The organism is Melioribacter sp. Ez-97 (assembly GCF_051488665.1).
GTDB lineage: Bacteria > Bacteroidota > Ignavibacteria > Ignavibacteriales > Melioribacteraceae > Melioribacter.
Genome location: NZ_JBPSEG010000003.1, coordinates 1 through 19,645, shown reverse-complemented (window position 1 = coordinate 19,645; position 19,645 = coordinate 1). Strand labels below are relative to the sequence as shown.

Below are 19,645 nucleotides of genomic sequence, written 5' to 3'. Positions count from 1 at the left end.
TTAATTCGACTCTTATCCTTTTTTTATTATCTTTACGCTAATCATTAGAACCGTATGGATAACCAGATCCTAAATAAAGCGCGCCGGTATGTTGAAGGACTTTTCGAGGCGCTTCGAAACAAAGATAACGTCTACCATAATATCGACCATACGCTCGAAGTTGTCGACAAGGTTAAGGAAATAGGCGCGGGCGAAGGTTTAAACGAGGAAGAACTCGAAATTGTTACGCTGGCGGCTTGGTTTCACGACACGGGTTATTGCGTTCAATCGGAAGGTCACGAAGAAGTGAGCGCTAATTATGCGCGCGGATTTTTAAATGTAGAAAATTATCCGCCCGACAAAATATACGAAGTCGTTAAGTGTATTATGGCAACGCGCGTTCCTCAAAATCCGGACACGTTACTCGAAAAAGTTATTTGCGACGCCGACCTGGCTCATATCGGCCGGGAGGATTTCGAAGTGCGCAATAACCTCTTCCGTCAGGAATACGAAATTTATTTCGGTAAAGAACTTTCGGAAAAAGAATGGCTCGAAAAAAGCATCGACTTCTTTTCAAAGCATCGCTTCTTTACGGAATATTCGAATCGAAAGTACGGCGCTCTGAAAGAGAAAAATATTGAACGATTGAAAAAACAACTCGCGCTTCTGGACAACGCTAAGGATAATACATGAAAAAATTATTCCTGATAAGACATGCCAAATCGAGTTGGGACAATCCGGGTTTAACCGATATGGAAAGGCCTCTCAATAAAAGAGGCGAAAGGGACGCTCCGTTTATGGCTCGATTAATTAAGGAAAAAGGAATAGAGCCCGACCTGATTATTTCGAGCCCCGCAAAGAGAGCCTTCGACACGGCTCTCGTCTTTGCATCCATATACGGCAAAAATGAAGAAGACATTATAGTAGAAGACAGAATATACGAAGCCGGAATGAGAGAATTGAGTTTGGTAGTTGAAGATATTGACGACCGCTTCGAATCGGTATTTCTGTTCGGGCATAATCCCGGATTGACAAATTTTGCGAATTTATTGGGCTCGGAATATTTAGATAATATGCCTACATGTTCGATTGTGGGAATAGGACTTAATGTCGATTCGTGGAAAAATATTGAACGCGGAAAAGGGAAAACGTTTTTGTTTGAATACCCTAAAAAATATTTTTAATAAATAGGGGTCATTCCGTACTTGCCGCAGGCATACATCATCAATATAGAGGCGATATCTGTAACGGCGCGTTTTTCCTCGTCAATAGGAACTACGAGGTCGTAAACTTCAGCCACGAATTTCATATTGCTTAAAATCTTTTTTAACTCGGAATATGTCGGTTCGCCGTGCCACATCGCCACGCGCTTTACCAGATGGTTCTGATTTCTTCGAAGAAATTCGTTGAATGTAATGATGTTATAGCTGAGTTTTGTCCTCGGCTTGCAGATGTTTATCAAATCGTTGGTGTATTGATCCCATTTGCGAGCGAGGTCCTCGTTTTTTTCGTACATCAATTGAATGGCTTTTCGCGGAGTAAACTTGGCGCGCGTATGAACTTTGAACTTCGGCGCTATGGCGTATCCGTCGTAGCTTACAATGCCTGCTTTCTTATCGGAATATTTCCAATTGCGTAAAAGTTGCGTTGCGCTTACAACGCTAACGACTTTGTCTAATTCGCTGTCGATTACGACGAACTTGCCTTTCGAATAGCTTACGACGGTATTCCAGTGTTCCCAATTATTGACGCTCAAAATGCAGGGATATCCTTTTTGCAGGTTTTTAATCAATAATTTCCGGGCGTCGCCGGGATTGCTCGACTGAAAATGTTTCATTCTGCAGTTAAAGCGGCGCGCCGCTCTCGCCAGGCCGAATTCATCTGTTCCCGCCCACCAGGTGCTTCCAGCAATTATTCCGATTTGATCTTCGTCTTTAAATACGCCGAGCATCACCAGCGCGTATTTCAACGCAAACGGTCCGCATTGATATTTGTTCGGTTGAGGATAAAAGCTCATCAAAGGCCTTTATAGTTCGGGTCAAAAATAATAAAAAGTTTAGTATGCTTTTTATTTTTTTTATACTTTATAAATAAAAAATTCTGTTTTATGAAAGTTCTTATCGTTTACAACGAATCAGACCCGGAAATTTACGAACAGGCGCCTGAAATTTCCGAAGAAGACCTCGACTTCAAACCCTACTTTGACCTTGAGAATTCAAATCCGATCGACGAATACGAAGTGATGGCAAAAGCATTGAGAAGAGCCGGTTACGACGCTTATACTCTTAACATAATGGACAACCTGCAACTTTTCTTCGACGATATCGAGAAAAACAAGCCGGATGTGGTTTTTAATTTGATGGAATTATACAAAGACGTAGCCATACAGGAGATGAACTTTGCAGGCTTGCTCGAACTTCTCGATATTCCGTATACGGGAGCGCCGCCGCTTGCCCTCGGAACGTGCCAGAGTAAAATCCTTACAAAAAGGATACTGAGTTCGATAGGTATACGGACGCCCAATTACCGTCTCGTTAAATCCTTGAATAAACCCTTCAGAATCAATTTGAATTATCCTCTTATAGTTAAGCCCGCGTTGGAAGACGCAAGTGTCGGCATCGAAGAAGAATCGATTGTTTATAATGTTGATGCGCTAAAAAAAAGAGTAAAATACGTGCTCGAATATTTTGCGCAGCCTGCATTGGTCGAAGAGTTTATTGTAGGCAGGGAGCTCAATGTGGCTGTTTTCGGGGATAAAGAGCCGGAAGTATTGCCGATAAGCGAAATCGACTTTTCGAAACTGCCCGACGATCTTCATCCGATTGTCAGTTATCAGGCAAAATGGGATCCGTACCACGTCGCCTATCATAAAACAATTCCGAAATGTCCTGCGCCTTTGAGTAAGAAAGTCCGAAAAGAAGCCGAAGAGATTGCGCTCAAAGCGGTTAAAGCAGTCGGCTGCAGGGATTATGCGCGCGTCGATATGCGATTGTCGGAAGACAAAAAGCTGTACGTGCTCGAAGTCAATCCGAATCCCGATTTGCAGCAGGACGCCGGATTTATGCGCTCTGCAAGAACCGCAGGATATTCTTACAGCCGCGCTCTTAAAATGATAGTCGATTTTGCTTACATGCGTAAGCGCGGCTCTAACGGGAAGTAGACTTTTTACCGGATGAATTTCTGCGTTCTTCTATTAACATGTAAACTCTTTTTTTCTGACTATCGGTCATCGACTGCCAGTGCGCAATCTCGTCTAAAGTTCTGAAACATCCGGCGCAGTATCTGTTTTCCTCGTCCATTCTGCAAATGTTGTTGCACGGGGAATCCGTGTTTCTTTTATCCATGACATTAATAATGTTATGCGGCAATTTAAAGTTCCATGTCGTAAAAATTTCCGGGGTAAACTTGTATATAAAACTTTGCTGTATTATAGTTGCAGAAGTTAATCTAAAAAGGTTGTGAAAATGAAGGTGTTAAAATTCGGCGGCACTTCCGTTGGCGATTATAAAAATATTAAAAGCGTTACCGATATAATCGAATCGTATATAAAGAGAAAAGAAAAAATAATTGTTGTATGTTCCGCAATGTCGGGAGTTACCGACGCGCTTATCGAAACGGCAATAAGAGCAAGCGGGAAAGACGAAGGATACAGGGAAAGTTTTGTTAAAATTAAAGGCAAGCATCTTACCACGGCGAGCAGATTAATACCTGCCGACAAAAGAACTAAAACTAACGATTATCTTAAACAGAGATTTGCCGAACTCTACGAAATATTCAAGAGTCTTTATACAATCGGCGAACTTACTCCTAAAACGCTCGACGAAATTATGAGTTACGGCGAAAGGCTCTCCTGTTTTATTATTGCCGAAACTTTAAAATCCCGCAAGATTGAAGCAAGCTTTGTCGACGCCAGGGAATTAATTAAGACGGACGAACAATTCGGAAACGCAAAAGTTAATTTTGAAACAACAAACAGCCTGATAAAAGAACGCTTTAAAAAATCGAAAGAAGTTCCGATCGTAACCGGCTTCATAGCGTCGACTGTCGAAGGAATTACGACGACGCTTGGCAGAGGCGGCTCGGATTATACGGCTTCTATTATCGGAGCCGCGTTAGACGCAGATGAAATTGAAATATGGACGGACGTAAACGGCATAATGACGGCGGATCCGCGCAAGGTTCGAAACGCTTTCCCCTTAAGAGCCGTCACTTACGAAGAGGCTATGGAAATGTCGCACTTCGGCGCTAAAGTAATTTATTCTCCAACCATGCTTCCGGCTTTGCAAAAACAAATTAAAATACGCATCAAGAACACGTTCAATCCGTCTTTCAGAGGAACGCTGATACTGCCGCGCGAACCTCAGATACAATTCAATATGAAAGGAATTTCTTCGATCGACGATATACATCTGCTGCAGGTTGAAGGCAGCGGCTTGATTGGAATCGAAGGAATATCGTCGCGTATATTCGGCGCTCTCGCCTCGGCTAAAATTAACGTACTGATGATTACGCAGGGCTCCTCCGGTCATACGATTTGTATAGCCGTTATGCCGTCGGTAAGCAAACTGGCAAAAAAGGCGATCGAAAACGAACTTAAACTCGAGATTTATGAAAAGCAGTTGAAAAAAGTGGAAGTGATCGAAAATCTGTCCATGATTGCCGTTGTCGGCGAGGACCTTTTGAATACTCCGGGCGTTTCGGGTAAAGTTCTTTTTGCGCTCGGGAAGAACGGAATCAATACGATTGCCATAGCGCAGGGCTCGTCGCAGTTGAATCTTACAATGGTAATTAGGAAAGAGCAACTCAAAAAAGCTCTCAACGTACTGCACGAATCTCTCTTTATCTCGGAACAAAAAAATATAAATGTCTTTCTTGCGGGACCCGGCAACGTGGGTTCCAAATTTATCGATTTGATCGTAAAGCAACATGAAAACATAATAAACAATATGTCGATTAACTTGCGTTTCGTGGGGCTAGCCGACAGCAAAAAGATGCTCTTTGATGAGGAAGGAATCGATCTGTCGAACTGGAAAGAATTATTAAAAAAATCGGGTCAAAAATCGAACGTCAGAAAATTCATCGAAAGAATGAAAGAACTCAACCTTTCTAATTCAATTTTTATCGACGCGACCTCGGGCGATTTATTCGTGCCTTATTATAATGAAGTATTATCCTCCGCAATATCGATCGTAACTCCGAATAAAACTGCAAACTCGGCACCGTACAAAGAATATAAAAATCTTATTGAGACGGCGCATAAATACAATTCCGAATTCAGATATTCCACAACCGTGGGCGTCGGATTGCCTACTATAGACGTTATAAGAAATTTGATTGAAAGCGGCGACGAAATTATCGCTATCGAAGGCATGTTTTCGAGTACGATGAATTTTATTTTGAAAGAATTTATGAACGCCGGCATGAAGATGAGCGAAATAATATTAAACGCAATCAAAAGCGGCTTTACCGAACCGAATCCTCGGGTCGACTTTTCCGGAGAAGACGTGGCAAAGAAATTGTTGATATTAATCAGGGAAACAGGCAAAGAATACGAACTGAACGACATAGATATAAAACCGCTTTTGAAGCTGCCGCCGAAAGGAGCGCATTCTTTCATAGCGGAACACATTAAAAAGTACGATAGTCATTTTGACAAATTAAGAGACCGGGCAATAAAAGCGGGAAAAGAATTAATATATATGGCAAGGTACGACCGGGGCAAGAGCGCGGTAGGTCTTGAACTAATCGATAAGACGCATCCTTTTTACGGATTGAGTTCAAAAGAAAAGATTGTAGCGTTCAGAACGAGATTTCATTACGAGCATCCATTGATTATTAAAGGACACGGCGGAGGTCCGGCAGCAGCCGCCGCCGGAATTCTTTCCGACGTTTTGAAAATTTCCAAATACACCATAAAATAATTTTTTTCTTGACTGCAATCGAATAATAAATTATATTTGCACCCAATTAATTGTTCTTAACATTTGTTGTCTTATCAAGAAAGGTCGAGGGAACAGGCCCGATGACGCCTTGGCAACCATCCCGTCTTTAAGAGGGAAAGGTGCTAATTCCTGCCCCAACTTTAATGTTGCGGGGAAGATAAGAAAGAGTTTTTTAATCGAACCTCTTCCGGAATCTTCCCGAAGAGGTTTTTTTTTATCTAAAATCAGCAGGAGAACATATGAGCAAGAAATATCGTTATGAAACATTACAACTGCACGCAGGTCAGTCGCCCGACAAGGCTACCAATGCGCGTGCCGTTCCAATATATCAAACAACTTCTTATCTTTTCAACGATTCGGAACACGCCGCAAATCTTTTTGCTTTGAAAGAGTTCGGCAATATTTACACCCGTATAATGAATCCGACTACGGACGTTTTCGAACAAAGAATAGCCGCTCTCGAAAACGGCGTTGCGGCATTGGCAACTTCTTCCGGTCAGGCGGCTGAAACGCTAGCGATTACAAACCTGGCTCAAGCCGGCGATAATATCGTAACCACAAGCTTTTTATACGGAGGGACATACAATCTCTTCAAAGTTACATTGCCGCGTCTCGGGATTAATTTTAAGTTCGTAAATTCCGACGAGCCGGCAGAATTCGAAAAAGCAATCGACGAAAAGACAAAAGCGCTCTATATCGAAACCATCGGCAATCCGCGATTGAATGTCCCCGACATCAAAGCGCTTGCCGACCTGGCTCATTCCCATAATATTCCGTTGATTGTCGACAACACATTCGGAGCCGCCGGTTATCTTTCGACTCCGATTGACCACGGAGCGGATATTGTAGTAGCGTCGGCTACTAAATGGATTGGCGGGCACGGCACGTCGATAGGCGGAGTAATAGTCGATTCGGGCAGATTCGATTGGGGCAACGGAAAATTTCCCGTATTCACTGAACCTAGCCCCGGATATCACGGATTGAAATTCTGGGAAGTATTCGGCAAAGATTCTCCGTTCGGAAATATTGCGTTTATTATAAGGGCGCGAGTGGAAGGCTTGAGGGATTTCGGTCCGTGTCTCAGTCCTTTTAATTCATTCTTGCTGTTGCAGGGTCTGGAAACTCTTTCGTTAAGAATCGAACGCCACTCACAAAACGCATTTAAACTTGCTCAATGGCTCAGGAACGATTCCCGCGTTTCGTGGGTATGGTACCCGGGATTTGAAGACAGTCCTTATCACGAGAATGCAAAAAAATATCTTAATCATAATTTGTTCGGCTCTATGGTCGTCTTTGGAATTAAAGGCGGACTTGAAGCCGGTAAAAAATTCATCGACAGCGTCGAACTGTCGAGTTTGTTGGCAAATGTGGGCGACGCTAAAACTCTGGTTATACATCCGGCGTCGACTACGCATCAGCAGCTTTCCGAAGAAGAACAAAAGACTGCCGGCGTTACGGAGGATATGATCCGCGTTTCCGTCGGACTTGAACATATAGACGACATCATCGAGGATTTCGACCAGGCATTGTCGAAAGCCGTAAAATAAATTAAACTTTGAGGCTGCCGCTTTATTGACGGCAGCCGCGTTTTTTCAAACGGATTCTGATTATATGACTGCAAAAACAAAATACATTAAACTCTACGTCGACGAGCCCTTAAAGCTTCAGTCGGGCGCGCAGTTAAAAAATATCAACGTAGCGTATCAAACTTACGGCTCGCTCAATAAGTCGGGCGATAATGCAATCTGGATATACCACGCTTTGACAGGCAATTCCCATGCGGCGGGAATTATAACCGACGAGGAAGTTGAGAATTCCAAATCGTATGAATTCCTTTTTAAGTACAATAAAATGTTCCTCAGCAAAGCCGGTTGGTGGGATCCGCTAATAGGCCCCGGCAAGTTGTTCGATACAAATAAATATTTTGTAGTATGCAGTAATTTCCTGGGAAGCTGCTACGGTACAACGGGTCCGGCGGATATAAATCCCGAAACAAACAAAAAATACGGACTGAACTTTCCGAAAGTTACCGTAAGGGATATGGTAAAAGTTCAGAAGCGACTCGCCGATTATCTGGGAATAAAAAAAATAAAAGTGGCTACAGGCGGTTCGCTCGGCGGTATGCAAACTTTGGAACTGCCATTAATGTATCCAGGATTTGCCGACAGCATAGTTCCGATAGCCACTTCGGCGGGACATTCTGCATGGGCAATAGCTCTCAACGAAGTAGCGCGTAATTCAATTACAATCGATCCGTCGTGGAATAACGGTAATTATAAAGAACAGCCTTATGCGGGACTTTCGAACGCGCGTAAAATTGCAATGATAAGCTACCGATCGATGATTTCATTCGAAAAAAAATTCGGACGCGAGAAAGTCGATTCGACCGGCGATAAATTTCAGATTCAAAGTTACCTCGACTATCAGGGGGAAAAGCTTGTAAAACGTTTCGACGCAAACGCATATTTATACATTACATGGGCAATGGATTCTCACGACGTAGGAGAAGGCAGGGGCGGCATTGAAAAAGCTCTTGCGTCAATCGATATACCGGCGCTCTGTATCGGAATAAACACGGACGCGCTTTATCCCGCCGAAGAACAAAAGCAAATTGCAGGTATGTTGCCGAATTCCGAATATGCAGAAATCAGTTCGATACACGGTCATGATTCGTTTTTGATAGAATTCGAACAACTCGAAAAAATCATCGGCGGCTTTTTATCAAAACATATTTGAAACGGATTATTTATTCAAAGTATTTCATCTAATTCTTATAATGTTTATAAAACCGTATGGAAACGCAAAAATCGGGCGTGCTGAAGGTCAGGTGTGCAGGAGTGCAGGCGTTCGGAGCGTTGAAGTGGGGTGTGCTGGCGTTCTTTGTTGTATAAATTTGAATGTCAAACAAATAACTCCAAAACCACGAACTTCCAAACAAAGAACTCAAAAACTAAGAACGTTGAACTCCCAAACCCTGAACCCCAATACGAAGTACCCTTTACTCCGCAGTTCCCGTTTCGAGTTCTTTGATTAATCGTTTGGTCTTAAATACGTATTTAAGAGATTCCATTAAACCCCATGAATCCGTAGCCACCGCTCTGTTGTTCGACTCGAGGAAAATGAAATCTCCCGCCAGGCTTTCCAGATTGCCGTCGTGCACCAGACCTACGACTTCCCTGTTAATATTGATAACGGAGCTTCCCGAATTACCGCCGACAATATCATTAGTGGACGCGAATCCTACGGGTATGGCAAGGTCCAGACTGTCGGGAATTGTGCGCCATCTTTCGTGCAGACCCCACGGATAATCTTTTCTTCCAAATGAGTTCCATCTGTCGTAAATGCCGAAGAATGTGGTTTTGGGAGGAGCTATTGTGCCGTTGTATTCATATCCTTTGATTCTGCCGTCGGTAATTCTTAGCGTGAGAGTCGCGTCGGGCGGTATGCGATCTCCGTAAACTTCATATGCGGCTCTGCCTAATTGACCGAGCAGTACTTCCAACGAAGTGTCGATTTCGTTTACCTTTCGTCTTAATGCAGAAAGCTTATCGCGCGTATTTATTATGAACGATATAAACGGATCGTTCGAAGAAAGAATTTCATCGGGCGTAAGGGAAACCAGTTTTTCGTATGCTGTTTTGTCTTTGAAAAACGTCGTCGACATTACATGCGCCAGAGCTTCGTCGCCCGGTTTACCTTTATAAATCTTGAGCGTTAACGGGTGGTTGTTTTCGAGAATGCCCGTTACATAATTGATGTGCGCTTTTACGAGTTTTCTCTGTAAAAGCGTATCGATATTTTGCGGATAAATTTTCCGGAGGATATCTTCCGGTTTTTCGTTCCTGTATTCAGGCAGTCTCTCTTCTTCGGGTAATTTCATCTGTTCGGCGTACGTAATAACTTTTTCCGCCATTTCGAAATAAACGGATTTGATAAAAGGATAAATTGTAAAAGCGGCAAGTTCGTCGGCGTATTTATATTGCTCGTTTGTAAGTTTTTCTATAGCATCCCAAACATGCCCGTATTTATTATTGAGTTCCGCATTATTTATAACGGCGCTTTTAAATTTCCTTTCGAAATCTTCTTTCTTTTTCATTATTAACGGATCTTTGAGAGCCAGGAGTCTGCCTGCGTACGATTTTCTCGCATTGCCCCAGCTCATAACGGCGTTAAGCAGCGAGGACTGTTCTTCGGGTCTCGTCCGGAAAAGGTCGTAATAAACTTTGTAAACTTCATTGAACATCGACAGATAGTAAGGATAAACTTTGTCGCGTAAAAACGTCAAACGCGAAACGGGCAATAAACGTCGGGTGCTGCCGGGTCTGCCTATTACAAAAACGGGTTCGTTTTCTCCGGCTCCTCTTTTACTGAAACGGAAAAAGTTTTTCGACTTTACCGGTTTGTCTTTTTCATAAGCTCTCAAAAACATAAAGTCGAGCTCGTAACGGGGATAAGTGAAATTATCCCAGTCCCAGCCGGTAGATGCAATCTGAAAATCGGGCGACATTACAAGACGTATGTCGTTATATCTTTTGTAAGCATAGAGCGAATATTTGCCGCCGTGATAGAGTTCGACTACTTTACAAAGCAGTCCAGTCTCTTCGGAGTATTTCTTTTCGAGTTCGGCGATTTTATTCTTTTTAATTTCGATTTTAATACTGTCGTTTGCGCCCTGATTCATCGCGCCGATAATTTCGTCGGTAACGTTATAAACAGCTGTCAATTGATCGACGAACAAGCCGTCGATTTTCAATTCGTCTTTCGGGGTTTCGGCATAATAACCGTCGCGTAAATAATCTTTTCCTTCGGGCGACAGCCGCGTCAGATATCCGCGCGCGCAATGATGGTTCGTCATTATCAATCCGTCTTCCGATACGAATGCGCCGGAGCAGCCGTTGCCAAACTGAAGCGCGGATTTCATTACGTCTTCAATCCATTCTCCGTCCGGTTTAAATCCGTATTCCGATTCGAAATAATCGACCGGGACCGCGTCGAACGTCCACATTTTACCCATCTCTTCGAGAGAGGATTCCACTTTGTTTAAATCGACCGGCTCGTAGATCGACTGCGGTTTTATTGAAACGGAAAGAATAAAAAACAAAACGAAGCTTAATTTTATCTTCATGACTTTACCCCGGAAGTATTTTTAAAATAAAACTGCCCGAAGTTTTTACGCTCCGGGCAGATAAATATAAATTATAATTCTTTATTAATCTACTATTTTGCCGGCTTTCAATTCGTCGGCTATTCTTTTGGCTTTATAGACTTTGTCGATTGAATGAACTATTGCTCTAACATCGACCGCAACGCATCTGTTGTTATGCGGCATATAAATGAAGTTGCCTACAATACTGTCCATATTGCCGTCGAAAGCTAGACCTACAACTTCTTTGTTTTTGTTAATGATGGCGCTGCCCGAATTGCCGCCTACTATGTCATTGGTCGAAATGAAATTCAAAGGAGTCGACATATCGAAATCGTCGGGCAAATGCGTCCATATTTCGTGCAGGCTCCACGGATATTCTTTGTTGAACGAGTACCATCTGTCGTACAATCCGTAAAACGTTGTAAAGAGAGGAGCTTTTGTGCCGTTATAATCGAAGCTTGCAAGTTTGCCGTCGCTTATTCTTAGCGTAAAATTTGCGTCGGGCGGAATCGATGTGCCGTAAATTTTGAAGATTACCTGCCCGAGCATATCGTCGTAAATTTCCGTCGTGTTGGAAATTTCTTCCGCTTTTTCTCTCAAGTCTTTCAGTTGTTCCTGGCTCTCTTTAATAAAGACGATTAACGGGTCGCCGGAATTGAGGATTGCATCGGCGCCTTCTTTGGCAAGCTCGATAACTTTATCTCTGTCGTCGATAATTGAGTTTTTCAACAAATATTCGGCGGCGTCTTTGCCTTTATTGTTTCCGAAAAGACTGCGGATGTAATTGTCGTCGTCGCCCAATTGCATTCTCATAAAATCAGCCCAAACGGCAAGTTTGGTATTCTCGATCAGATTATCCAATTCTTCCGGATAAAGACTTTGAATCGTAGAATCAAGTTTGTCGCCTTTATAATCGGGCAGTCTTTCTTCTTCCGGCTTTTGAAGCTCGTTGGCAAAATCAACGAGTTTTTGCGCTATCGAAAAATATTGAGGCGTAAAACGGCGGTTTATCGTATAAGCCATAATTTTCGGGCCGTATTGACGCAATTCTGTTTGAGTCTTTTCGATGTTTTCCCAGATAGTTCCGTATTTTTCTTTCAGTTCGGGATTGTTCCATACAGCTTCCTGAAGTTTTCTCTGGAAGTCCTTTTTGCGTGCCATCAAATAGGGATCGGAAAGACCTTTGTAAATTGAAGTAATGACTTTTTGAGCGTTGCCTATGTTAACGCGGATATCTTCGAATTCTTCGGCTCTTTCGGGCGCGACGGTTTTCAGTTTTTCGAGTTCATTGTAGTAAGTGTCGTAAACGAAAGCGTATCCTCTGTAAACTACGTCGCGGATATATTCGAGCTGGGCTACCGTTTTGAGGCGCTGCGTGGAACCCGGATTGCCGACGGTAAAGATCGGTTCGTTCGGATCGATGCCGTTTAGAGTGAATTTGAAGAAATGCTCCGGTTGAACGGGCTTGCCGTTTTCGTAAGCGCGGTAGAGCGTAAAGTCGAGATTGTAACGGGGATATGTAAAATTATCGAAGTCGCCCCCGAAATATGCAATTTGCATTTCGGGCGCGAAAACCAGTCGAATGTCGTCATAGCGTTTGTAACCGTAGAGAGAAAATTTGGCGCCGTTGAAAAGCGATACCACCTGAGCTCTCAAACCGGTTTCCTTTTCGAGGTTTTCAGTCAGTTCTTTGATTTTTTCTTCTTTGTTCTTTGCTTTTTCATCGGCGGTTTCGCCTGTTTCCGCAGCGGCTTGAACTTCTTCGGTAACGTCTTTAATGAAAACCAACTGATCGGCGTAGTAATTCGGAATTCTAATTTCGTCTTCCAGGGTTTCCGCAAAAAAGCCGTCGGCAATTAAATCTTTTTCTTTAGTCGACAATTCTTCCAGTACCCGGCGTGCGCAGTGATGATTTGTCATGATTAAACCGTCGGCTGACACGAACGACGCCGTACAGCCGGGCAGTCTCAGCGCCGAAAGTCGTACGTCTTCAAACCACTCTTCGTTTGTTTCGAGTCCGTAGGCTTCTTTGAAATGTTCCACGGGAGGATAGTCGAACGACCACATTTTACCAGTGTCGAATTTCTGTGACTTTACTGTGTCGAGGTCGATTTGCGCGTTAATATTGAAAGCAAATGCGGTAAATGTAATTAGTAAAAATATTCGATTGATAAATTTTTTCATCGGTTCACCCAAATTTATTATTGCTGTTATCAAAAAATAAGACAGTTAATATTTATAACCAAAGATGAAATGATAAAGTTTGGAATTGAGTTAGGGAATAGGGGTTAGGGATCGGGGATTAGGGGTTAGGGAGTTCAACGTTCGTCGTTTGGGAGTTCAAGGTTAGGTGTGTGCTTAGGGATTAGGGATCAGGGGTTAGGGATTAGTAATTCTTGGTTGATGTATAATATTCGATTGTTTCTGGCGTTTAAGATGAACCTGTTTTTTAACGAAGAACTTAGAACGCCAGCACTCCCGCACACCCGAACAACGAACCTGCCTACCGGCAGGCAGGCGCCAGAACTCCCGTACGCTCCCGTCTTTGCGAGGAGTGAGCTTTATGCGAGCGACGAAGCAAACTCACATGAATGTGTGAGATTACTTCGTCCCGCTAAAGCGGGTCTCGTAATGACATTACGGACATAAGTAAGTCTTTGCGAACGAGCGGAGCGAGTGAAGCAAACTCAAATTAAACAGTTGAGCGCCAAGGTCGCAAAGGACACAGTTTTTCTGAGTTCGCCAAAACTAATGAAGATAATATGACGCACTGTCTTTCTGAGCCCCGTTTTAACGGGCAAAGAATCTCTGAATACGATATGCATGCTGATAAAAAAGAACTGACAGATTTTTCGTCATCCCGCCAAAAGCGTGATTCACTCTGAGCAGCTACTTTCATCATAATGACAAATATCGGGAAACAATCTTTGCCAACAAGCGTTCCCTACGATGCACATTATGAACAATTATCTCGTCTTTGCGTGGATAGGGCAAAGCAAACTCTTCTGAATGAATCTGGTCGTATAGGATAAGTTTGCAGGTTTCGTTCGAGCGGTTAAATAAAAATATCCTTCGAAAAAGAGGGGGAAAGATTGCGCTCTTCCTTTGCGTCGCCGCACAAGCTGCATTTTTTGACGTAGAAAATAACAGGCTCTTCGTCTTCGTAAACGGGAATAAAATTTACTATCGAATAACAATGTCTGCACTGGATTATATGATGCGTAACGGTTTTACTGTTGCAGGCGGGACACATAAATCCAAGCGCTTCGGCTTCTTCGATTGATCCTGCCGGGAAAACGCTGCCGCAGCCCGAATTGTTGCATACAATTAATAATTTCAATATGTCTTATCCGGAAATTTTAATCGCTCCATCAAATATATTCCAAATAAAATATTACATCTATGCCAAAATTTATCACGGCATAAAATCGGTAGAAAAAGCGAACGATTATGTAATTTCTTGTTCCATTTCCTTCCGGCTTTTTATAATTTAAAAGCGGTGAAATTACAAAATGGAGTCGTCATGAAAAGTGTTGCAAGAACATTATTAATATTGGCAATAACGGCGCTTGCGGTTACGGCGCAAAAGAGAGCAATGACCGCGGAAGATTTATGGGCGATGAAACGAATCGGAAGTTTCGACCTTTCGCCCGACGGTTCGCTGATTGCATTCGACGTTACGACCTACGACATCAATCAAAACAAAGGCAATACGGATATTTATCTTGTTAATTCCGACGGCACAAATTTGCGTCCGTTAAAAGCTACGCCGGAAAACGAGAGCGCTCCGAAGTTCTCGCCCGACGGCAAATCGATAGCTTACGAATATAAAGGTCAGATATGGTTGTGCGATTTAAACGGCGGAAACGACAGGCAATTGACAGACATTTATACCGGCGCTTCGGGTATGGTCTGGTCGAAAGACGGAAAGAAAATTTTGTTTGTTTCGGAAGTCTATCCCGATTGTCCCGACCAGAACTGCAACGAACAAAGAGATCAACAAAAAGAGGAAAGCAAAGTAAAAGCCAGGATGATTACCGAATTGATGTTCCGTTCATGGAATCGCTGGCGGGGCGAAAAAAGGAGCCACCTCTTTTTGTACGACCTCGACAAAAACGAATATTATGACTTGATACAGGGCAGCAAATCCGACGTGCCGCCCGTCGATCTTGGAAGCGTTCAAGATTATACGTTTTCGCCAGACGGCAAAGAAGTCGCATTTGTAATGAATACGGATAAAATGCCGGCAATCAGCACGAACAACGACGTTTTTGTAATCAATGTCGAAGACGTGAAAAAAGGAACTCCGGCGCCGTATAAAAAAATATCCGTCAGTCAGGGAAACGATAATCAACCGGTCTATTCGCCGGACGGAAAATTTATCGCTTTCAGATCGATGAAACGCGCAGGTTTCGAAGCCGACAAACAAAACATAATGATTTATAACAGAGCCTCGGGTTCGTTGACCAATATTACCGAAAAGATCGATCTTTCAGCGGGACAGATTGTCTGGTCGCCCGACGGAAAATATATCTATTTCGACGCCGCCAACGAAATTTACAATTCTGTTTATCGTGTTAACGTTTCGAACGGAAATCTTTTGATGTTCGTAAAAGACGGCGTTAACAATTCGATGATAATTTCGAAAGACGGAGAAGAAATTTTCTTCAAACGCCAGAAAACCACAATGCCCTACGAAATATTCGCGCTTAAAACCAACGGCGGCGGCATAAGAAAAATAACCGATATCAACGGCGAATTGCTCGCCGGCATCGAGTTCAACGAGCCGGAGACTTTCAGGAGCGAGGGAGCCGAAGGCGCCAAAGTACAATCGATATTAATAAAGCCGCCTTTCTTCGACCCGAATAAAAAATATCCTCTGTTGTTTTTAATACACGGCGGACCGCAGGGACATTGGTCGGACGATTTTCATTATCGCTGGAATCTTCAGATGTTCGCCGCCGGAGGTTATGTGGTTGTAGCGCCGAATCCGAGAGGCAGCACAGGATACGGACAAAAATTCGTCGATGAAATCTCAGGCGACTGGGGCGGCAAAGTTTATATCGATTTGATGAACGCTTATGATTATGCGCTCGATAATTATAAATTCATCGACTATAAAAATACATTCGCAGCGGGAGCTTCGTACGGCGGTTATATGATAAATTGGATCCTCGGGCATACGGACAGATTCAACGCGCTTGTTTGTCACGCCGGAGTTTTCAACCTGGAAAGCATGTACGGGACGACCGAAGAGCTGTGGTTCCCCGAATGGGAATTCAAAGGAACACCGTGGACGAACAGACCGTTATACGAACTCTGGTCGCCGCACAGATATGCCGATAAATTTAAAACTCCCACCCTCGTAATCCACGGGGCAAACGATTTCCGCGTGCCGGAAGGACAGGCGTTCGAACTATTTACAACTCTGCAAAGGAAAGGCGTACCGAGCAAATTTCTCTATTTCCCCGACGAATACCATTTTGTAACGAAACCTCAGAATGCACTATTGTGGTGGAAAACAATCTTTGATTGGCTCGACGAATATAAAAAATAAGGAGGGAATAAAATGAGTTATGAAATTGACGATATAACAAAGGAATTCGATACGCCGGAAAAAGTAACGGAAGGCGAAAAAGTTGTTGAAGAAAAATTGTGGGAAAAACTGGAGCGCGTCGGCAAAAAAATTAGTTTTGCAAAAGACATTAAAGCGCTGTACAAATACATGACCGATCCGAACGTTTCGTGGTACAGGAAGTCGATCGTGGTGGGAGCGTTGATCTATTTCATCTCGCCCATCGATACGGTTCCCGACCTGGCTCCGTTGATCGGCTATCTCGACGACCTAGGAGTAATAACAGCCGTGTTAAAATTTTTGGGACACGAGTTGATGAGTTATTATGAATAAAAGTTATTAAAAAGGCGCATGTTATAAATCATAACCGGCATTCTGCGGGATTCGGCGTTATTGAGCGGGGGTGTTATATAATCCGGTATAGCATAGTTCCGTGAGAATCCTGATATAACCGGGACGACAGAAGAATCTTTAAGTAAAAAATGATGAATTGCGCCGTTAAAGCGGGACTCGTCAATTATCGTAAAAAAAATTTGTAGTAGAAAATTTTTTTCTTGACATACCCCCCCCATTTAATATTTTTATATCAAAGGAAAGGTTATTTTAATATTTTAATATTAGAGGGCCGAAATGACTTTTCTAGAGGGCTTGAAAATCAGAAGGATTCCATTAGTAAGACAATATGATCAAATCGATTATTGGTCTACCTTATTTTATTATAAAATCACAAAACGGATGCATACAAGATTACTACTTTTGATTTTTATAAGGAATAATAATTTCTTTAACATTAATAAATGGAGGGTATATGAAAGGAATGATTTATTTTCCCTCAAAAGTTATCTCTTTGATATTTACTATAACTTTTATTTTAACTTTATCTAATTGTACGAATGAACAACCAACTCAACAGATAAACTTGCAAGAACAAAAGTTGTTGCACAAAATAGAAAATAAGAATACTAACACTTACCATGATTCTACAAAAGTCGATACAATGAGAATACCAGATGACAATGGTAATTTTGTTATAGTAGAACCTCTAGCTCAAAGTTCATGCATTAAAGATGTTGATTATTGGATATTTGAAAAATATATTCCTGTACCAGATAAGATAGTAGGAATATGGCCGACGGAAGAAAGATGGAGTAATGTGGAAAGAATAAAAGAATTAAAAGAAAAATGGGGATTTAATTATATTTTTACAACGTTGGGAAGCTACTATGATAATTGTTTATCAGCAGGATATTTACCAGATCATATGCTAGGTGGTGGTATTGATGTCTACAGTGGGGGATATAGCCAATATATACAGTCCAGACCTGCACTATGGGGATACTATACGGACGAGCCGGTTACGAATCATGGCGCTGGTGCGCAATATCCTATGTCTACAGCTTATCAATGGTTTAAGCAAAATTATCCTAATTCATTATTTATTTCAGGTGAAACTACTCCTCTCATGGCTAGCTTTATTATTGATTATATTGATATTATCTTTTGTACAAGATATTGTGTAGATGGTGATTACTTTTGTATATATCCCGATCAAAGGCCATTATGGACAGATTTTAAAAATGCTTTTGAGGAAAAATTTTCTATGACTTGGATCGGTGCTCATAAAGATTTGAGCCAATATGATGATTTAATTGGGCATGCAAAAAATTTAGGATTAAAAGCTATATGGCTTTATCAATATCAAGACGATACTGATATTAGTTCTGATAATAATATTTCATCATTCGCTCTATATGCCTGGAAATGGGGTTGGTTAAAGAGAGTTGAAAGAAAATGGATTTATACCTATGAATGTATCAACCAGAATCCTTGTGATTGCGATCCTTATTCATTAGGTGACGAATGGATTTTAATAAATAAATATCCTACCCGGGAAACCCGAACAATTGATTATTAGAATAGAGGGAAATAATGATAATCATAAGCATTAAAAAAATATACCGACTTATTCTCTGCTCTTTTTTATTATCAACAGCTTGCTACCCTCAGAATCATTCTCTCGGATTTAAAATCGAACCATTTTTATTCTTCAGTAAAACCGAAGGGACAGGCGCTTTTGCATACAAACAAAAAGATGAAACCGGAATTTATCTTACCAGTTTTTATTTATCCTACACTTATCATTTGTCAGAAATATTTTCGTCAAACACTGTAGCCGGATATTTATGGACAAATGAAGATAGATATAATGGTTTTGAAATAAATGAATTGGTTAATATAAATATTAAGAATAAAACTTATTTCATAGCCGGCTTTGGTCTCCATTTTAATAAAGAAAATTATATAAGAGAATTCCATATTAAGAAAGTAATTATTCCTTTTGTTACCTTAGGAACAGGATTAAAATTTTCAGAATTATTAAAAGCAGAAATTCAATATCAAGTGCCAATTAATCGTGAATATAAAACAAGCGACTTTAATGGACCCGCATCCTATAGACTTTCTAAGCTGGTTAAGTTTAGTCTCGGTTTTGAATTGCCATTGTAATCTGATGGCTGTTTAAATCAGGTTAAGCACCCTGATCGTCTATTTCGACTACTTAGGAGTAATAACAGCCGTGTTAAAATTTTTGGGACACGAGTTGATGAGTTATTATGAATAAAAGTTATTAAAAAGGCGCATGTTATAAATCATAACCGGCATTCTGCGGGATTCGGCGTTATTGAGCGGGCGTGTTATATAATCCGGCATAGCATAGTTCCGGGGGAATCCTGATTTAATCTGGACGACGGAAGAATCTTTAAGTAAAAAATGATGAATTGCGCCGTTAAAGAGGGACTCGTCAGTTATCGTAAAAAAAATTTAAAGTAGAAAATTTTTTTCTTGACATACCCCCCCCCCATTTAATATTTTTATATCAAAGGAAAGGTTATTTTAATATTTTAATATTAGAGGGCCAAAATGACTTTTCTCGAGGGCTTGAAAATCAGAAGACATCCATTAATTAATAAGTTTGAACGAATAAATTATTACAGGTGTGAGGTA

General features: G+C 41.7%; 15 protein-coding genes and 1 riboswitch. Of the genes, 10 read left to right on the top strand and 5 right to left on the bottom strand.

What is annotated here, in order from left to right; genetic code table 11:
* The first annotated feature begins 54 nt into the window (after positions 1–54).
* Positions 55–672, top strand: coding sequence for an HD domain-containing protein (locus ACSSWA_RS04725; RefSeq protein ID WP_437355410.1), 618 nt, complete (start codon positions 55–57; stop codon positions 670–672).
* Positions 669–1,163 (top strand): SixA phosphatase family protein, encoded by a 495-nt coding sequence (locus ACSSWA_RS04720; protein WP_014856191.1) that lies wholly within the window; start codon positions 669–671, stop codon positions 1,161–1,163. Before ACSSWA_RS04725 ends, ACSSWA_RS04720 begins: the two co-directional genes overlap by 4 nt.
* Here the strand turns inward: ACSSWA_RS04720 and ACSSWA_RS04715 are convergent.
* Positions 1,160–1,996: a cysteine peptidase family C39 domain-containing protein gene (locus tag ACSSWA_RS04715; protein ID WP_014856192.1), complete on the bottom strand. Its 837-nt coding sequence runs from the start codon at positions 1,994–1,996 to the stop codon at positions 1,160–1,162. The two genes, ACSSWA_RS04720 and ACSSWA_RS04715, sit on opposite strands and share 4 nt — an antisense overlap.
* A 90-nt stretch (positions 1,997–2,086) precedes the next feature.
* On the opposite strand from ACSSWA_RS04715, the gene ACSSWA_RS04710 reads away from it, so the two are divergent.
* Positions 2,087–3,139 (top strand): D-alanine--D-alanine ligase family protein, encoded by a 1,053-nt coding sequence (locus tag ACSSWA_RS04710; RefSeq protein ID WP_437355409.1) that lies wholly within the window; start codon positions 2,087–2,089, stop codon positions 3,137–3,139.
* Here ACSSWA_RS04710 and ACSSWA_RS04705 read toward each other — a convergent pair.
* Positions 3,126–3,323 (bottom strand): DUF1289 domain-containing protein, encoded by a 198-nt coding sequence (locus ACSSWA_RS04705; protein ID WP_041356431.1) that lies wholly within the window; start codon positions 3,321–3,323, stop codon positions 3,126–3,128. The genes ACSSWA_RS04710 and ACSSWA_RS04705 overlap by 14 nt on opposite strands.
* Positions 3,324–3,443: 120 nt before the next feature.
* Between ACSSWA_RS04705 and thrA the strand changes: the two genes are divergently transcribed.
* The 3 genes from thrA to metX all read left to right on the top strand — a co-directional run bounded on the left by thrA (position 3,444) and on the right by metX (position 8,657).
* Positions 3,444–5,900: a bifunctional aspartate kinase/homoserine dehydrogenase I gene (gene thrA, locus ACSSWA_RS04700; protein ID WP_437355408.1), complete on the top strand. Its 2,457-nt coding sequence runs from the start codon at positions 3,444–3,446 to the stop codon at positions 5,898–5,900.
* A gap of 68 nt (positions 5,901–5,968) precedes the next feature.
* Positions 5,969–6,085, top strand: a riboswitch (SAM riboswitch).
* 75 nt (positions 6,086–6,160) lie between these two features.
* A complete protein-coding gene (locus ACSSWA_RS04695; protein WP_437355407.1) occupies positions 6,161–7,468 on the top strand; it encodes an O-acetylhomoserine aminocarboxypropyltransferase/cysteine synthase family protein in 1,308 nt (435 codons plus the stop codon).
* Between the two features lie 64 nt (positions 7,469–7,532).
* Positions 7,533–8,657, top strand: a complete 1,125-nt coding sequence (metX, locus tag ACSSWA_RS04690; protein ID WP_437355406.1) for a homoserine O-acetyltransferase MetX — start codon at positions 7,533–7,535, stop codon at positions 8,655–8,657.
* Between the two features lie 262 nt (positions 8,658–8,919).
* Here the strand turns inward: metX and ACSSWA_RS04685 are convergent, their stop codons facing one another.
* The 3 genes from ACSSWA_RS04685 to ACSSWA_RS04675 all read right to left on the bottom strand — a co-directional run bounded on the left by ACSSWA_RS04685 (position 8,920) and on the right by ACSSWA_RS04675 (position 14,407).
* Positions 8,920–11,046, bottom strand: coding sequence for a S46 family peptidase (locus tag ACSSWA_RS04685; RefSeq protein WP_014856198.1), 2,127 nt, complete (start codon positions 11,044–11,046; stop codon positions 8,920–8,922).
* 84 nt (positions 11,047–11,130) lie between these two features.
* Complete coding sequence (locus ACSSWA_RS04680) at positions 11,131–13,251, bottom strand: S46 family peptidase (protein WP_014856199.1); 2,121 nt, start codon at positions 13,249–13,251, stop codon at positions 11,131–11,133.
* 871 nt (positions 13,252–14,122) lie between these two features.
* Positions 14,123–14,407 carry a hypothetical protein gene (locus tag ACSSWA_RS04675; RefSeq protein WP_014856200.1) on the bottom strand — a complete coding sequence of 95 codons (285 nt, stop codon included), beginning with the start codon at positions 14,405–14,407 and terminating at the stop codon, positions 14,123–14,125.
* 183 nt (positions 14,408–14,590) lie between these two features.
* On the opposite strand from ACSSWA_RS04675, the gene ACSSWA_RS04670 reads away from it, so the two are divergent.
* The 4 genes from ACSSWA_RS04670 (at position 14,591) to ACSSWA_RS04655 (ending at position 19,147) form a co-directional block, all read left to right on the top strand.
* Complete coding sequence (locus ACSSWA_RS04670; RefSeq protein ID WP_437355405.1) at positions 14,591–16,624, top strand: prolyl oligopeptidase family serine peptidase; 2,034 nt, start codon at positions 14,591–14,593, stop codon at positions 16,622–16,624.
* 12 nt (positions 16,625–16,636) lie between these two features.
* The gene (locus ACSSWA_RS04665) at positions 16,637–16,975 is read left to right on the top strand and encodes a YkvA family protein (RefSeq protein ID WP_014856202.1); all 339 of its coding nucleotides are present in this window, start codon (positions 16,637–16,639) and stop codon (positions 16,973–16,975) included.
* Between the two features lie 475 nt (positions 16,976–17,450).
* Positions 17,451–18,557, top strand: a complete 1,107-nt coding sequence (locus tag ACSSWA_RS04660) for a hypothetical protein (protein ID WP_014856203.1) — start codon at positions 17,451–17,453, stop codon at positions 18,555–18,557.
* 14 nt (positions 18,558–18,571) lie between these two features.
* Positions 18,572–19,147, top strand: coding sequence for a hypothetical protein (locus ACSSWA_RS04655; RefSeq protein ID WP_014856204.1), 576 nt, complete (start codon positions 18,572–18,574; stop codon positions 19,145–19,147).
* Positions 19,148–19,645: the final 498 nt, after the last annotated feature.

Excerpts from the sequence above, each read along its gene's own strand:
- ACSSWA_RS04710 (WP_437355409.1), top strand. The coding sequence starts at position 2,087 with ATGAAAGTTCTTATCGTTTACAACGAATCAGACCCGGAAATTTACGAA.
- ACSSWA_RS04695 (WP_437355407.1), top strand. The coding sequence starts at position 6,161 with ATGAGCAAGAAATATCGTTATGAAACATTACAACTGCACGCAGGTCAG.
- ACSSWA_RS04720 (WP_014856191.1), top strand. The coding sequence starts at position 669 with ATGAAAAAATTATTCCTGATAAGACATGCCAAATCGAGTTGGGACAAT.
- metX (WP_437355406.1), top strand. The coding sequence starts at position 7,533 with ATGACTGCAAAAACAAAATACATTAAACTCTACGTCGACGAGCCCTTA.
- ACSSWA_RS04655 (WP_014856204.1), top strand. The coding sequence starts at position 18,572 with ATGATAATCATAAGCATTAAAAAAATATACCGACTTATTCTCTGCTCT.
- ACSSWA_RS04680 (WP_014856199.1), bottom strand. The coding sequence starts at position 13,251 with ATGAAAAAATTTATCAATCGAATATTTTTACTAATTACATTTACCGCA.
- thrA (WP_437355408.1), top strand. The coding sequence starts at position 3,444 with ATGAAGGTGTTAAAATTCGGCGGCACTTCCGTTGGCGATTATAAAAAT.
- ACSSWA_RS04665 (WP_014856202.1), top strand. The coding sequence starts at position 16,637 with ATGAGTTATGAAATTGACGATATAACAAAGGAATTCGATACGCCGGAA.
- ACSSWA_RS04670 (WP_437355405.1), top strand. The coding sequence starts at position 14,591 with ATGAAAAGTGTTGCAAGAACATTATTAATATTGGCAATAACGGCGCTT.
- ACSSWA_RS04660 (WP_014856203.1), top strand. The coding sequence starts at position 17,451 with ATGAAAGGAATGATTTATTTTCCCTCAAAAGTTATCTCTTTGATATTT.
- ACSSWA_RS04715 (WP_014856192.1), bottom strand. The coding sequence starts at position 1,996 with ATGAGCTTTTATCCTCAACCGAACAAATATCAATGCGGACCGTTTGCG.
- ACSSWA_RS04725 (WP_437355410.1), top strand. The coding sequence starts at position 55 with ATGGATAACCAGATCCTAAATAAAGCGCGCCGGTATGTTGAAGGACTT.
- ACSSWA_RS04685 (WP_014856198.1), bottom strand. The coding sequence starts at position 11,046 with ATGAAGATAAAATTAAGCTTCGTTTTGTTTTTTATTCTTTCCGTTTCA.
- ACSSWA_RS04705 (WP_041356431.1), bottom strand. The coding sequence starts at position 3,323 with ATGGATAAAAGAAACACGGATTCCCCGTGCAACAACATTTGCAGAATG.